The following is a 15314-nucleotide window of genomic DNA, read 5'->3' on the forward strand; positions in this document are numbered from 1 at the left end:
GCGAGCAACTCTGCTGAAGGCCAGTAGTCAACCTGACGGAGAGCGGGCGGACAATTCGGCATCACAGTGCCGCTGAGTGTGCATCCAGTCAACAATCTCACCTTCCGGGCTATAGCCGCTCACAGTGCTTTTTAAAATCTGCCTGACGAGCACGTAATCATTTTCTCCAACACCGGCCAACAACTCGTGCAACCTGACTTTGAGAACATCCCAGGTTAGGAACTCCTCACTTGCCCGCATAATCATGGGGTGGCTTGTCGCCGCCACGTTGTCACCTATCAACAATTCCTCATAGAGCTTTTCACCCGGCCGCAACCCGCTGAAATTGATCACGATATCTCCGTGGGGATTCTTATCCGAACGAATGCTCAAGCCCGAGAGATGAACCATCTTTTCAGCAAGCTCCACGATCTTCACAGGCTCGCCCATATCGAGCACGAATACATCACCGCCTAGCCCTAGGGAACCCGCCTGTATTACCAGCTGCGCGGCCTCGGGTATGGTCATGAAGTAACGCGTGATCTTGGGGTGGGTAACTGTCAATGGCCCCCCCGCCTGGATCTGCTTGTGGAACAAAGGAATAACCGAGCCCGACGAGCCTAGTACGTTACCAAATCGAACCATAGTGAAGCGTGTTTTATTGACGCACGAGATTTTCGATGTGTCGCCAAACAGAACCGGGGCCAGTTCCTTGCTCAATGCCTGCAGCACCAGTTCCGCAAGACGCTTAGTACTGCCCATGACATTAGTCGGCCGCACAGCCTTGTCGGTTGAGATGAGCACGAAATTTTCGACGCCCGCCTGTAAAGCAGCTTGAGCAGTATTAAGTGTGCCAATGACATTGTTGAGAATACCCTCCGCAATATTATGCTCCACCATCGGCACATGCTTATAGGCAGCTGCGTGGTAGACCGTATCAACGGACCAGGTCTTCATGACTTCAAGCAGTTTTTCCTGATACCGCACTGAGCCAAGAATAGGCAATACCTTCACATCGAGAGCCTCCGACTGAACACGCGCCTCAAGCTCGGAAAGGATGCAGTACAAGTTGTATTCACCGTGATCAAACAACAGCAACGTCGTTGGCCCAAGCGTCAATATCTGGCGGCAGAGCTCCGAACCTATGGAGCCACCAGCCCCCGTGACCATAACCACGCGCTGCTTGATGCATCGTTCCAACAGCTCATCCTGAGCCGGTACAGGATCGCGGCCCAGAAGATCAGCGATATCCACTTCCTGAATGTCATCGACCTTGACTCGACCACTCGCCAGGTCCATGAAACCCGGGACACTGCGAACGTGAAGTGGGTAGCCTTCAAGGTACCCCAGTATTTCTCGACGCCGCGCCCTGGTAGATGAGGGAATCGCCAGCAACAGTTCCTCAGCACCGGTGTCGTTGATCATTCGTTGGATATGCTTCGGCTTATACACCTGAAGCCCAGAAATCACGCGATCGGCAATACTACTATCGTCATCAATGAAGGCGACCGGACGCATCATTTTGCCCATGCGCAATGCGGCAACCAGTTGGTTGCCCGCCGCCCCGGCGCCATAAATAGCCACCTTGGGCAGGCCATCATCACGATTTGTGAAAGGAACGTGCTGAGCCGCAGCAAACCAGTCACCAAGGAAGTACTGACGCATACCAAGGCGCAAGCCGCCAATGATTACCATGCTCAGCCACCAATAGTTGAATACGATTGAACGAGGTACAACTGTCTGGTGATTGCTGTAAAGGTACACAACGAGCGCCAGCAACAAAGCTGACAAGCTGACCGCCTTGATAATAGCGATTAACGCATCATTGCCGAAATAGCGCATGACGGCACGGTACATGCCGAAGTTGATAAAAAGTGGAATAGCGATAACGGGCGCACTGAGGAATAGCCACAAATGGACGACAAATGGGTTGTTCAGATCATCAAATCCCAGACGAACGACAAACGCCAGCCATAGCGCCACCCAGACGAGCACGATATCGGTGGCGACCTGCAAAATACGTTTTTGCCTGCGTGGCAAGCCCACCAGGCGCGTGCGTAGATTATCCATAAACCCTTTTATACCTCAGTCCTTAGTACCACCAGAAAAAACGGCAGTTCCATGTTGTGCTTCGTGTGATCTCAAACGGTGTTCTCAACAAATTATCCGTTTTTTTCCAGCTCACCGGCATGAAACTTTATAGCCAGCAATATCAGCGGAACATAAGCCAGCACCAGCCCCAAGACACCGTCGAAGCCTAATCCGACGCAGATACCAAGGGGTAGCAGCCAAAATAAGTTGATAGCCGTCACTGCCAGGGTTATAGGCAAATGCCGTCCTGCCTGACGTGATGCATATTGATAGGCATGACTGCGATGTGCCTCGTACACCTTGTCCCCACGGAGCAAACGCCGGGCCAGGGTAAAGGTTGCATCAACAATAAATACACCCAACAAAATCAGCCAGACCCAAAGCAACTCACTCGCTACCCAAGCTGCCTGCAATGAGAGCACACCAATTACGATGCCAAGAAACCCGCTGCCTGCATCCCCCATGAAAATGCGCGCAGGCGGAAAATTCCAGTATAGGAAACCGAGCACGGAGACCGCGAGCAATAATGGTCCCAGCATGAGCGCCTCATGACCAGTAAGCCAGTATACAAAGCTTACTCCCAGGCAGGCGCAGACTGCCTCGACACTCGCAATTCCATCGATCCCATCCATGAAGTTGTACAAATTGAGCATCCAGACCAGATACATCGCGGCCAGCAAATGTCCAACTCCGCCAAGATCCAGATCAAAGCCCAGTACTTCGATAACGGGCAGCCCCCCCATCCAGAAAAGCGCCCAACCTGCTGCTATAAAATGCGCCATTAATCGCCAACGCGCAGCGATGTGGCCGTGGTCATCGAGGAAACCGACGACAGCAATCAGCGCTCCGCTCCCCAGTAATGGCCAAGCAGTCTCCCAACTGATCGACCCAGCGCAAGCCATCAGGCCTATTGCTGCCAAATACGTCAGAACAATAGCAACACCGCCACCTCGTGGCGTGGGTACGGTGTGGGAGCTGCGTCCGTTGGGTATATCCATAATGCTACGCGCCAAGGCATATCGACGTAGCACCCAAGTCAACAGAAGCGACGCTGTTAGCACCGCCCCGAATACTAACCATAGGGTCATGTAAGATTAGGTTCCTGAAACGAAATGCGGGCAAGAAAGACTCTGCATCCATCACAGCGCCCAACCAACCGAAAAGATTTTTCGAAGACTGTCTTGCTATTTCTAATGACTTGTCACTTTAGTACGTGAAGAAATGCCGAAGCCCCGGCTGGATGTTGGTCATGACTTGTCATTTCGCCTCAAGGTGCCTTTCCTGAAAAGCATCTCGAGGCGTTCAAACAACGTAGTCTTTGAGAAGTGCTCAAGGTAGTAACGTCTACCAGACTCCCCCATCGCAACAAGCTCGGACGCAGGCAATGCGCTCATGGTACGTACGATCGCCGCCAGTCCCATTGCATCTCCGGAGGCGCACGCCATACCGGCAGACGCTTCGACAACAACCCGGGCGGCCTCACCGTCGATCATGGCTATAACAGGCTTCCCTGACGCGAGGTACGCCTGAACCTTGCCCGGAATAGTTTTTTCGAAGACTTCATTTGTCTTCAATGACACCAACAGCGCGTCTGCCGTCGCGAAAAGTGCCGGCATTTTTTCCAGCGGATGCCGTCCCAGTAATAGAACGTTATCCAACTGTTGCTCTGCTACATGTTTGGTCAACCACTCGCCGGCCCGCCCATTCCCGACAATTACCCAGCGCACGGGCAATTCAGTCTTGATCGCTTTAGCGGCTTCCATAATGGCTGGAAAGTCCTGAGCATCACCGATGTTCCCAGCGAAAAGGATAGTGAAGACCGACTCGTCGCGGGCGAGCAAGTCAGAAGCCACCTGTACATCGCCAGAGAAGTCGTCCTCGGCCCAGCTTGGAAAATACACCAACCGATCAGGAGAGATCGAGCGAGTGCAATACTTCCTGACATCCTCATCAAAGGACCGCGACTGTAACAACAGATAATCGGTACGGTCGTAGATCCAGGACACCATTTTCCCGACCAAACCAAGCAACTTCGGGTTCTTGACTACCCCCACGGCATTCAAGGTTTCCGGCCACAAATCCAGAATCCAGACAAATACCGGTGCAGCTTTCAAACGTCCCAGTACTAATGCAGGAATAGCCGCCATTATAGGTGATACGCCATACACAAAGATGGCGTCGAACGACGCCCCCCGCAACTTGTAGCACCCGAAGCTTGAAGCACTGGTAAAAAACGAAAGGTAGTTCAAGGCGAGTGTAATGCTACGCTTGCCCCGCGCTAACATCGGAACGCGAACAATGCTCGCGCCCTGATATCGAGAGAACTGTGCAGGATTACGCAGGTAATCGGTATAGACCTGCCCTTCCGGATAGTTGGGTTGCCCCGTGAGCACCGTTACTTCATGGCCTTTAGCGACAAAACCCTCGACCATATTGTTGATGCGCATGTTCTCAGGCCAAAAATACTGAGTGACCACCAAAACCTTGAGCGGGTGTTCCTGGGCGTGCCTATCCAATCAGTATTGCTTCCATACGGTACGCATAACGTAATCGCGATAGCTGTGGATGATCCTCGCGACCTTCTCGGAGACGTTCGGCATGCTGTAGTCTGCTACCAAACGTAGCGTGCGCTCCTGGCCACAGGCCTGGCTTTCCAGCAACTGCAACCCCTGCATGACACGCTCAGTTTCCAGGCCGACCATCATGACTGCCGCCTCTTCCATCCCTTCCGGACGTTCATGGGCTTCACGCATGTTCAACGCGGAGAAATTGAGGATTGAAGATTCTTCATTGATAGTACCGCTGTCCGAAAGAGCAGCCTTGGACGTCAGTTGCAGCTTGTTGTAATCCTTGAAGCCGAGAGGTTTAAGCAGTTGCACATTTTTGTGAAAGACCACCCCCATCGCTTCTACACGCTTTTGGGTACGTGGGTGCGTACTCACAATTACTGGAAGCTCATAATGAGCGGCAACCGTATTAAGTACCTCCACCAATTTGAGGAAGTTCTTATCGGAATCGATATTTTCCTCACGGTGGGCACTCACAACAAAAAATTTGCCGGCCTCAAGCCCCAGTCGACCCAAAATGTCCGAAACCTCAATACCTTCACGGTAGTAGTTGAGGACCTCATACATCGGGCTGCCAGTCTTGATCACCATGTCAGGTGGCAGGCCTTCGCGCAGCAAGTAATCGCGCGCGATACTGCTGTAGGTCAGATTGATATCTGCTGTGTGGTCAACGATGCGCCGATTGATCTCTTCTGGAACGCGCATATCGAAACAGCGATTGCCAGCCTCCATATGAAATGTAGGGATTTTGCGACGCTTTGCCGGAATGACCGCCATGCAGCTGTTGGTGTCACCAAGCACCAACAAAGCCTCGGGCTTTGTTTCTTCCAGCACGCGGTCAACAGCAATGATCACGTTGCCGATGGTCTGCGCACCGCTGGAACCGGCCGCGTTGAGAAAGTAGTCCGGTTTGCGAATACCGAGATCTTGGAAAAAAATCTCGTTCAATTCGTAATCATAGTTTTGCCCGGTGTGCACTAGGATGTGTTCACAATGTTCGTCCAGCTTGGCCATGACCCGCGACAAGCGGATGATTTCCGGACGAGTGCCCACAACCGTGACAACTTTCAGCTTCTTCATCTAAATACTCTTTCCAGAATCATTAATATCGGAATTATCGACCAAGATCGCCGCTTCAGGCCCTCAAAGATCAGGCACGAGTTCCAACCGACATTGCAAAAGTATCCGGCCGCTCGCGATCAAAGATCTCATTAGCCCACAACATGACCACCATCTCGTCGTTGCCGACGTTTGTAATATCGTGCGTCCAACCAGGCACCGTCTCCACAACCTGTGGCCGCTCACCCTCGGTGTGCAGTTCGTAGAACTCGTTAGAAACGATATGGCGAAAGCGGAAACAGGCCTTACCTTTGATGACCAGGAACTTTTCAGTTTTGCTGTGGTGGTAATGTCCGCCACGAGTGATGCCTGGATGGGCCGTGAAGTAAGAGAACTGGCCACTGTCCTTGGTCTTTAGCATCTCGACAAAAACACCACGCGGATCACCGTGCTTCTGCACCTCATAAGTAAACCGTTCGACAGGCAAATAACTGACGTAGGTGGAATAGAGCGCACGCACCAAGCCTGTGCCAACAGCTTCACTTATCAACGTGTCACGACTTTCACGGAATGCATACAACTGGTCCGCCAGCCCACCGACAGTGATGCTGTATACCGGCTGTACCTCCGTAACGAAGTCGCTGAACGTACCAGCATCCATGGCCTTGATGAAACAATCGATAACATCATCTATATAGACCAGGCTAATCACAGCTTCCCGATCATTGACTTGAATAGGCAAGTCACGGGTGATGTTGTGGCAAAAAGTGGCAACGGCCGAGTTGTAATCAGGACGCGCCCATTTACCAAACACATTGGGTAAGCGCAAAATCTCTACCCTGGAACCGTGGTTGGAACACAGGTCATGCAACGCCTGCTCGGCGGCCAACTTGCTGACACCGTAGGGATTATCACGATCCGCCTGGGTCGACGAGGTATAAAGCACGGGTACGGGCCTACCGCTTACCTCGATTGCTTGGCAAAGTGCAAGCGTCAGATCGGTATTCCCGACTTTGAATTCTTCTGGTGATTGCGGCCGATTGACCCCTGCAAGGTGAAACACAAAATCACAATCGACTACTAGCGCTGCCAACTCGGTAATACTGTTTTCCCGAGTGAAGGAGACGACCTCCACATTCCTGCGCTCCTTCAGGTGCGCAATCAAGTTCTTTCCGACAAAGCCATTGGCGCCGGTGATCAATACCTTCATCACTCACTCCTCGGGCGTAGCGTGTTCGCCGCGCTGGATCGCCTGCATGAACTCAAGCTTGAGCAAGAGGCGTTGCATGCCAGCCACATCCAGTCGTTCGGTATTGTGCGAGTTATAATCTTCGGTACGAGAAATTTTCTCTTCACCTTGCTCCACAAACTTGGTGTAGTTCAAGTCGCGCAGATCGGGCGGCACTCGATAGTAGTCGCCCTTGTCTTCGGCACACGCCATCTCCTCGCGGCTCAACAGCGCCTCGAAAAGCTTCTCGCCGTGCCGCGTACCGATCACTTGAATGGGATGTTCAGGCTTGCCAACCATGGCGGTCAACGCTTTGGCAAGGGTCTCGACCGTGGCCGCTGGCGCCTTTTGCACGAACAAGTCACCGTTGCGACCATTTTCGAAGGCATAAAGCACCAGATCGACAGCATCCGCGAGCGTCATCATGAACCGACTCATGTTTGGATCAGTCAGAGTCAATGCATGCCCTGCACGAATCTGCTCGATGAATAGCGGAATCACAGAGCCCCGCGAAGCCATGACATTGCCATAGCGGGTACCGCAGATGACGGTTTTCTGGTCATCCACATTGCGGGATTTGGCCACCATCACTTTCTCCATCATTGCCTTGGAAATACCCATGGCATTGATCGGGTAGACGGCCTTGTCGGTGCTCAAGCAGACTACCCGCTTGACTGCGTTCTGGATCGCAGCTTCAAGAACGTTTTCGGTACCTATAACGTTCGTTTTAACCGCTTCCATGGGATGGAATTCGCAGGAGGGTACCTGCTTGAGCGCGGCGGCATGAAAGATATAATCCACACCACGGGTGGCGTTGAGTACGCTCTGATAATCACGCACATCGCCGATATAGAATTTCAGCTTGGCGTTAGCGTAACGCTTACGCATGTCATCCTGCTTCTTCTCGTCTCGACTGAAGATTCGGATTTCTGCGATATCGCTGTCCAGGAAACGTCTGAGAACTGCGTTGCCGAATGAGCCAGTGCCACCGGTAATAAGAAGTGTTTTTCCGCTAAACATAATGAGTCCTAAAGCAACGCGCACTGCAAAACAAGCTTCTAGCTGGCCAATCAGCTCAAACCTGCCCCCCCTTCAATCGACTACCCCTAAGGCGTGCCCAGCGGTGAAGTTACTCAAGGAAAACGTCGGAGTTTACTTGCCTACGGCCTGAAAAATCAGCTTTATGTGGTGCAGTTAGAGATGAGGTTTTTTAAAAATGGAGTCCATTTTAAGCGCTGCATTCTCAATGTCAAAAGCGAACGCAGATAATTGACGTGCAGAAGCACACATTAACTGTCACATCAGGATGGAACCGGCCTTGGCGGAATGATCACAGACGGCTGCCGGAATTCCAATAATTGCGCACCTCAGCCAATCCTTTTCAGAGAAGACCATGGCATGCAAACCAGCTAAAACTTTTTAGCGACGCGCACTGCCGCGCACCAACAACGCGAGCACAGGACCAACAAGCAGCCCCAAAATCAATGCCAATGTCAAAAAAACCGAAACCGGAAGCTCGACTGTAGACCAGCCGAAAAACGTTAGTGAAGCGCCCTGCTGGTTTTCCAGCACAAAGGCCAACACCAAAATAGCGATGAACGAAGCTGCCAAAAACAAAACAACACGCTTAGCCCTACGCATAACTTTCTCCCATTCAAAACACTCAGGCGTTTTCTTCCTCATCCTCATTCACCCGATCTCGCAATTCCTTCCCCGGCTTGAAATGAGGCACAAACTTCCCATCCAGACTCACCGACTGCCCAGTCTTAGGATTCCGCCCCACCCTCGGTGCGCGATAGTGCAGCGAAAAACTCCCAAAACCACGGATCTCAATCCGATCACCCGTCGCCAGGCACTGGGACATTTGCTCAAGCATGGTCTTGATGGCCAGCTCCACATCCTTGGATGAGAGCAGCCCTTGATGGGTGACAATTCGTTCGATCAACTCCGACTTCGTCATATTTTTCCCTTCTTTTTCAAGCAGCTAGGAAAAGCGCTTCGAAGGTTTTAGCATGACTTGGTGAATTTGAACAGCCCGTCCGGCAACTTATCTGCAGGATAGATGGCAACCCGCTATAGGCTCTTTCCGCCATCAATTACAGATCACCAGCATGGTGCGAGTCACCGCGCCCGCGGGGTTCCAGCCAAACAGGTAATCGCCCTCTTCGTCCTTGGCGTCGCTGGAGCGGGTGATGACCTTGTAGCCCTGCATCTTGCATTCACGGGCCGCTCGTTTCTCGCATTTCTCCCAGTTATTGCCCAGCCCCGAGCAATCGACCTCGATACCGCTGACGCCGCGCTTGGCGTGGGTCTTGGCGCTGGTAGCAGAGCAGCCTGCGAGCATTACCATTGCGAATACTACGATAAGCCTGTTCATTCAAATCCTTATTGAAACAACTACGCTGCACGCGCTTTTGGTAAGACTATAGTCAGTTCTGACACTGAGCTACACGTCTTGGTTCTCGGTTGTTGATTCAACGAATTTCAGGCACAAAAAAGGGCGACCGAAGTCGCCCTTTTTCTATGGTCTGACAGAACTTAGTTCTGTTTTTCCATTTGTGCACGCAACAGGTCGCCCAGAGTGGTAGGACCAGCAGCGATGCTATCCGAAGGCTTGTCTTTCAAGCTCTGGATGGCTTCTTTCTCTTCAGCGTCGTCTTTCGACTTGATGGAGAGCTGGATTACGCGGCTCTTGCGGTCAACGCTGATGATCTTGGCTTCTACTTCCTGGCCTTCTTTCAGCACGTTGCGAGCGTCTTCAACGCGGTCACGGCTGATTTCGGAGGCTTTCAGAGTCGCTTCGATATCGTCGGCCAGAGTGATGATGGCGCCTTTAGCGTCAACTTCTTTCACAGTGCCCTTAACGATTGCGCCTTTGTCGTTGTCCTGAACGTATTCAGAGAACGGATCGCTTTCCAGTTGCTTGATGCCCAGGGAGATACGCTCGCGCTCTGGGTCAACCGACAGGATAACGGTGTCCAGCTCGTCGCCCTTCTTGAAACGACGAACAGCTTCTTCGCCCACTTCGTTCCAGGAGATGTCGGACAGGTGAACCAGGCCGTCGATGCCGCCGTCCAGACCAATGAAGATACCGAAATCGGTGATCGACTTGATGGTGCCGGAGATTTTATCGCCCTTGTTGAACTGGCCAGAGAAATCTTCCCATGGGTTAGATTTGCACTGCTTGATGCCCAGGGAGATACGACGACGCTCTTCGTCGATGTCCAGAACCATAACTTCCACTTCGTCGCCGACTTGTACGACTTTCGAAGGGTGGATGTTTTTGTTGGTCCAGTCCATTTCGGAAACGTGTACCAGGCCTTCCACGCCTTCTTCCAGCTCAGCGAAGCAGCCGTAGTCGGTCAGGTTGGTAACACGCGCGGTAACGCGAGTGCTTTCTGGGTAACGGGCTTTGATAGCAACCCATGGATCTTCACCCAGTTGCTTCAGGCCCAGGGAAACACGGTTGCGCTCGCGATCGTATTTCAGAACCTTGACATCGATCTCGTCGCCAACGTTGACGATTTCGGAAGGATGCTTGATACGCTTCCAAGCCATGTCGGTAATGTGCAGCAGGCCATCCACGCCACCCAGGTCGACGAATGCGCCGTAGTCGGTGAGGTTTTTGACGATACCTTTGACTTGTTGGCCTTCCTGCAGGGATTCCAGCAGAGCTTCACGCTCGGCGGAGTTCTCTGCTTCCAGGACGCTGCGACGGGAAACGACAACGTTGTTGCGCTTCTGGTCGAGCTTGATGACCTTGAATTCGAGTTCTTTGCCTTCCAGGTGCGTGGTGTCGCGCACTGGACGAACGTCGACCAAAGAACCTGGCAGGAACGCACGGATGCCGTTAACGTCGACAGTGAAGCCGCCTTTAACCTTACCGTTGATAACGCCCTTGACCACTTCTTCAGCTGCGAAGGCTGCTTCGAGAACAATCCAGCATTCAGCGCGCTTGGCTTTTTCACGGGACAGCTTGGTTTCACCGAAACCGTCTTCAACCGAGTCCAGAGCAACGTGAACTTCGTCACCGACATTGATAGTCAGGTCGCCAGCATCGTTGTAGAACTGTTCCAGCGGGATCAGAGCTTCAGACTTCAGACCAGCGTGAACGGTTACCCAGCGAGCTTGGTAATCGATATCAACGATAACACCGGTGATGATGGAGCCTGCCTGAAGGTTCAGGGTTTTTAGGCTTTCTTCAAAGAGTTCCGCAAAGCTTTCGCTCATTTTAATTCCTGTTGATAAGGGCGAAGAATACGCCCATCTCCACACCCCAGACGGCGTGGGTCAGTTTCAATTAAAAGAAGCACCGCAGGACTATGACTGGTCCCCTGCAGCGTTCTTGGTCACCCGGCGATATCGCGAATGGCGATTTCGCTCAAGATGCGTTCCAGCACCTGCTCGATGGAAAGCTCCGTGGAATCCAGCTGTATGGCATCAGCCGCCGGCTTGAGCGGGGCTACTGCGCGCTGGGTATCACGCTCATCGCGTGCACGGATCTCATCTAGCAGACTCGACAGACTAACACCATCGACTTTGCCCTTCAACTGCAAGTAGCGGCGGCGAGCCCGCTCCTCGGCGCTGGCGGTCAGGAAAATCTTCAACGGCGCCTCGGGAAACACCACGGTTCCCATATCACGGCCATCGGCCACCAGGCCCGGCGGTTCCTGGAAAGCCCGCTGGCGCTGCAGCAATGCATCCCGCACCGCCGGCAGCGCGGCAACCTGGGAAGCCCAGGAGCCGACTTGTTCGTTACGCAGGTCATCCGTCACATCGTCCCCTTCGAGGATGATGCGCTGGGGATGACCTTCCGTCGCGCCGACGAACTGCACATCAAGGTGCGCCGCCAGCAGCTTCAGGGATTCTTCGTTGGTCAGGTCGACGCCATGGTTGCGTGCGGCGAATGCCAGCAAGCGGTACAGCGCGCCGGAATCCAGCAGGCACCAGCCCAGGCGCTTGGCCAGGATGCCGGCGATCGTGCCTTTGCCCGAGCCGCTTGGCCCGTCGATGGTAATCACCGGTGCTTTGATATTCACAATTGAGCCTCTTGGGCAACACGGATGCCGACTTGGGCACACAGTGTAAGAAAATTCGGAAAAGACGTAGCAACATTGGCGCAGTCACGGATACGAATCGGCGCCGCCGCCCGCAGGGAAGCTACGCTGAACGCCATGGCAATCCGATGATCGCCATGGGCATGGACTTCACCACCGCCCATCAGGCCACCGTCAATGATAATCCCATCGGGGGTCGGTTCACACTTCACCCCCAGTGCCAGCAGACCGTCGGCCATGACCTGGATGCGATCGGACTCCTTCACGCGCAACTCCTGAGCCCCACGCAACACGGTTCGCCCCTCGGCACAGGCTGCCGCGACAAACAGCACCGGGAACTCATCGATAGCCAACGGCACCAGCGCTTCGGGAATCTCGATCCCCTTCAACGACGCCGCACGTACCCGAAGGTCGGCAACCGGTTCGCCACCGACTTCACGTTGGTTCTCCAGGGTGATATCCGCGCCCATCAGCCGCAGGATATCGATCACGCCGGTACGCGTCGGATTGACGCCGACATGCTCCAACAGCAACTCGGAGCCCTCGGCGATCGAAGCGGCCACCAGGAAGAACGCTGAAGAGGAAATATCCCCCGGCACTTCTATATGGGTCGCCGTCAACGCATGACCCGACTCCAGGGAGACCGTTGCGCCCTCCACCGCTACCGGGCAACCAAAACCGCGCAACATGCGCTCGGTATGGTCACGGGTCGGTGCAGGCTCGATCACCGCAGTCTTGCCCTCGGCGTACAACCCCGCCAACAACAGGCAGGATTTGACCTGGGCACTGGCCATCGGCATGGCGTAGGCCAGGCCTTTCAAGGATTGGCCACCACGGATCGTCAGCGGCGGACGCCCTTCCGGCCCCGTCTCGATCACCGCCCCCATTTCCCGCAGTGGCTTGGCCACGCGATTCATCGGGCGCTTGGACAGCGAAGCGTCGCCCGTCAGCACGCTGTCGAAGCGTTGCGCCGCCAGTAAACCGGACAGCAGGCGCATGGAGGTGCCCGAGTTACCGAGATAGATCGGACCCGGCGCCGGCTTCAAACCATGCAAACCCACGCCATGGATGGTCACGCGCCCATGGTGCGGACCTTCGATCACCACGCCCATGTCGCGAAATGCCTGCAAGGTCGCCAGGGCATCTTCGCCCTCAAGGAAACCTTCGACCTCGGTCACACCTTCGGCCAACGAACCCAGCATGATCGACCGATGGGAGATCGACTTGTCGCCCGGCACCCGAATGCGTCCGCTCAAGCGGCCGCCCGGGTTGGCGAGGAAAGTCAGGTCATCGGCGTTCACAGCGGTTTCCATGTAGGCCCGGCGCGCCAGGATCTTGCTGAAATGCTCACGCGCCACCCGCGCACGGGTGAACACGCCCAATAATTGATGGCCATCTCCGGCATCCACCGCGTCGCGCAAGGCGTCGAGGTCACTGCGGAAGGTGTCCAGGGTGCGCAACACCGCTTCGCGATTGGCGAGGAAGATGTCGTGCCACATCACCGGGTCGCTGCCGGCAATCCGCGTGAAGTCGCGGAAGCCACCGGCGGCGTAACGGAAAATCTCGAGGTTCTCGTTGCGCTTGGCCAGCGAGTCCACCAGGCCAAATGCGAGCAAATGCGGCAGATGACTGGTCGCCGCCAACACTTCGTCGTGGCGCTCGACCTGCATATGCTCGACATCCGCCCCCAGCTCGCGCCACAGGCGATCCACCACTGCCAGCGCAGCCGGGTCGGTTTGCTCCAGCGGCGTCAGGATGACTTTATGGCGACGGAACAGCTGCGCATTCGACGCCTCCACCCCGCTCTGCTCGGAGCCGGCAATCGGATGGCCCGGTACGAAGCGCGCCGGCATGCCACCAAACGCCTGCTGCGCCGCGCGCACCACATTGCCTTTGGCGCTGCCGACATCCGTCAGGATCGCCTGGCCCAGGTCCATGCCCGCCAACACCGCCAACAATTTCTCCATGGCCAGGATCGGCACGGCAAGCTGGATGACGTCAGCGCCCTGGCACGCAAGCGCCAAGTCCGCCTCACAACGATCCACCACCCCCAACTCAACCGCCAACTTGCGCGATTGCGGGTCCAGGTCGACACCGACCACTTCGCCACACACGCCGCTCTCACGCAGGCCTTTGGCGAAGGAGCCACCAATCAACCCCAGACCGACCACCACCAGGCGACCGATCATAGGCACAGCAGGTTGCAATGCAGTGACATCAACCACGAGCCAGAACCTTGGCCAACGCCTCCAGGAAGCGGCTGTTTTCCGCCGGCAAACCGATGGTGATCCGCAGGTGGTTCGGCATGCCGTAGTTGGCCACCGGACGCACGATCACGCCTTCGCGCAGCAGGCCCTGGAACACCGGGGCAGCCACCTGGCCGAGGTCGACACAGATGAAATTGCCCTTGGACGGAATCCAGCCCAGGCCGAGCTCACGGAAACCTTCCTGCAATTGCAGCATGCCGGCTTCGTTGAGGCGACGGCCTTCTTCCAGGTACTCCTCATCCTTCACCGCCGCACAGGCCGCCGCCAGGGCGAGGCTGTTGACGTTGAACGGCTGGCGCACGCGGTTCAGCACATCGGCGACCACCGCGGTGGACAGGCCATAACCCACACGCAACGACGCCAGGCCGTAAGCCTTGGAGAAGGTGCGCGAAACCAGCAGGTTCGGGTACGCCGCCAGGAAATCGAGGCCGTCCGGCAGGTCGCTGCCTTCGGCATACTCGATGTAGGCCTCGTCCAGCACCACCAGCACGTGCTCCGGCACGTCTTGCAGGAAGTCGTCCAACGCCTGGGCGTCGAACCAGGTGCCGGTCGGGTTGTTCGGGTTGGCGATGAACACCACGCGGGTCTGTGCGTCGATGGCTGCCAGCATGGCCGGCAGGTCGTGGCCCCAATCCTTCGCTGGAATGACGCGCGCATCGGCACCGACCGCCTGGGTCACGATCGGATAGACCGCAAACGCGTGCTCGCTGAACACCGCGTTCAAGCCTGGCGCCAGGTAGGCACGGCCGACCAGCTCAAGAATGTCGTTGGAACCGTTACCCAGGGTCACCTGGTTCAGCTCGACCTGGCATTTTTCCGCCAGCAGGGACTTGAGCGCGAAGCCGTTGCCATCGGGGTAGCGGGTCAGCTCGGCCAGCTCTTCACGGATCGCCGCCAGGACTTTGGGGCTAGGACCCAGCGGATTCTCGTTGCTCGCCAGCTTGACGATCCTGGAAGGATCCAGGTTCAACTCACGCGCCAGCTCGTCCACAGGCTTGCCCGGAACGTAAGGCGACAGTTGTTGCACGCCCGGCTGAGCCAGGGCGAGGAAGTTGCCACTCATGTT

The 15314-nt window shown here is 55.3% G+C and carries 13 protein-coding genes; all 13 read right to left on the reverse strand.

Annotation, left to right across the window (positions count from 1 at the left end; genetic code table 11):
- Positions 1-27: 27 nt before the first annotated feature.
- Positions 28-2049 carry a nucleoside-diphosphate sugar epimerase/dehydratase gene (locus BM70_RS0115900; RefSeq protein WP_025856928.1) on the reverse strand — a complete coding sequence of 674 codons (2022 nt, stop codon included), beginning with the start codon at positions 2047-2049 and terminating at the stop codon, positions 28-30.
- A 92-nt stretch (positions 2050-2141) separates the two neighbouring features.
- Positions 2142-3158, reverse strand: a complete 1017-nt coding sequence (locus BM70_RS0115905) for a glycosyltransferase family 4 protein (protein ID WP_025856929.1) — start codon at positions 3156-3158, stop codon at positions 2142-2144.
- A gap of 159 nt (positions 3159-3317) precedes the next feature.
- On the reverse strand, positions 3318-4517 hold the full coding sequence (locus BM70_RS0115910; RefSeq protein ID WP_081782082.1) for a glycosyltransferase family 4 protein: 1200 nt from the start codon (positions 4515-4517) through the stop codon (positions 3318-3320).
- Positions 4518-4586: 69 nt separating this feature from the next.
- Entirely contained in the window at positions 4587-5717 is a 1131-nt protein-coding gene (gene wecB, locus BM70_RS0115915; protein ID WP_025856931.1) for a non-hydrolyzing UDP-N-acetylglucosamine 2-epimerase, read from the reverse strand.
- Positions 5718-5787: 70 nt separating this feature from the next.
- Complete coding sequence (locus BM70_RS0115920) at positions 5788-6906, reverse strand: NAD-dependent epimerase/dehydratase family protein (protein WP_025856932.1); 1119 nt, start codon at positions 6904-6906, stop codon at positions 5788-5790.
- A gap of 3 nt (positions 6907-6909) precedes the next feature.
- The gene (locus BM70_RS0115925) at positions 6910-7944 is read right to left on the reverse strand and encodes a polysaccharide biosynthesis protein (RefSeq protein WP_025856934.1); all 1035 of its coding nucleotides are present in this window, start codon (positions 7942-7944) and stop codon (positions 6910-6912) included.
- Between the two features lie 399 nt (positions 7945-8343).
- Positions 8344-8565: a lipopolysaccharide assembly protein LapA domain-containing protein gene (locus BM70_RS31365; protein ID WP_043274283.1), complete on the reverse strand. Its 222-nt coding sequence runs from the start codon at positions 8563-8565 to the stop codon at positions 8344-8346.
- 22 nt (positions 8566-8587) lie between these two features.
- The gene (gene ihfB, locus BM70_RS0115935; protein WP_025856935.1) at positions 8588-8884 is read right to left on the reverse strand and encodes an integration host factor subunit beta; all 297 of its coding nucleotides are present in this window, start codon (positions 8882-8884) and stop codon (positions 8588-8590) included.
- Between the two features lie 132 nt (positions 8885-9016).
- On the reverse strand, positions 9017-9301 hold the full coding sequence (locus BM70_RS0115940) for a hypothetical protein (protein ID WP_025856936.1): 285 nt from the start codon (positions 9299-9301) through the stop codon (positions 9017-9019).
- Between the two features lie 161 nt (positions 9302-9462).
- Positions 9463-11154 (reverse strand): 30S ribosomal protein S1, encoded by a 1692-nt coding sequence (rpsA, locus tag BM70_RS0115945; protein ID WP_025856938.1) that lies wholly within the window; start codon positions 11152-11154, stop codon positions 9463-9465.
- A 119-nt stretch (positions 11155-11273) separates the two neighbouring features.
- Complete coding sequence (cmk, locus tag BM70_RS0115950) at positions 11274-11963, reverse strand: (d)CMP kinase (RefSeq protein WP_003172653.1); 690 nt, start codon at positions 11961-11963, stop codon at positions 11274-11276.
- Positions 11960-14170, reverse strand: coding sequence for a bifunctional prephenate dehydrogenase/3-phosphoshikimate 1-carboxyvinyltransferase (locus BM70_RS0115955; RefSeq protein WP_025856939.1), 2211 nt, complete (start codon positions 14168-14170; stop codon positions 11960-11962). Before BM70_RS0115955 ends, cmk begins: the two co-directional genes overlap by 4 nt.
- A 28-nt stretch (positions 14171-14198) precedes the next feature.
- Positions 14199-15311: a histidinol-phosphate transaminase gene (gene hisC, locus BM70_RS0115960; RefSeq protein WP_025856940.1), complete on the reverse strand. Its 1113-nt coding sequence runs from the start codon at positions 15309-15311 to the stop codon at positions 14199-14201.
- Positions 15312-15314 lie beyond the last annotated feature (3 nt).

Source organism: Pseudomonas sp. CHM02 (assembly GCF_000612585.1).
In the GTDB taxonomy this organism is placed as follows: Bacteria; Pseudomonadota; Gammaproteobacteria; order Pseudomonadales; family Pseudomonadaceae; genus Aquipseudomonas.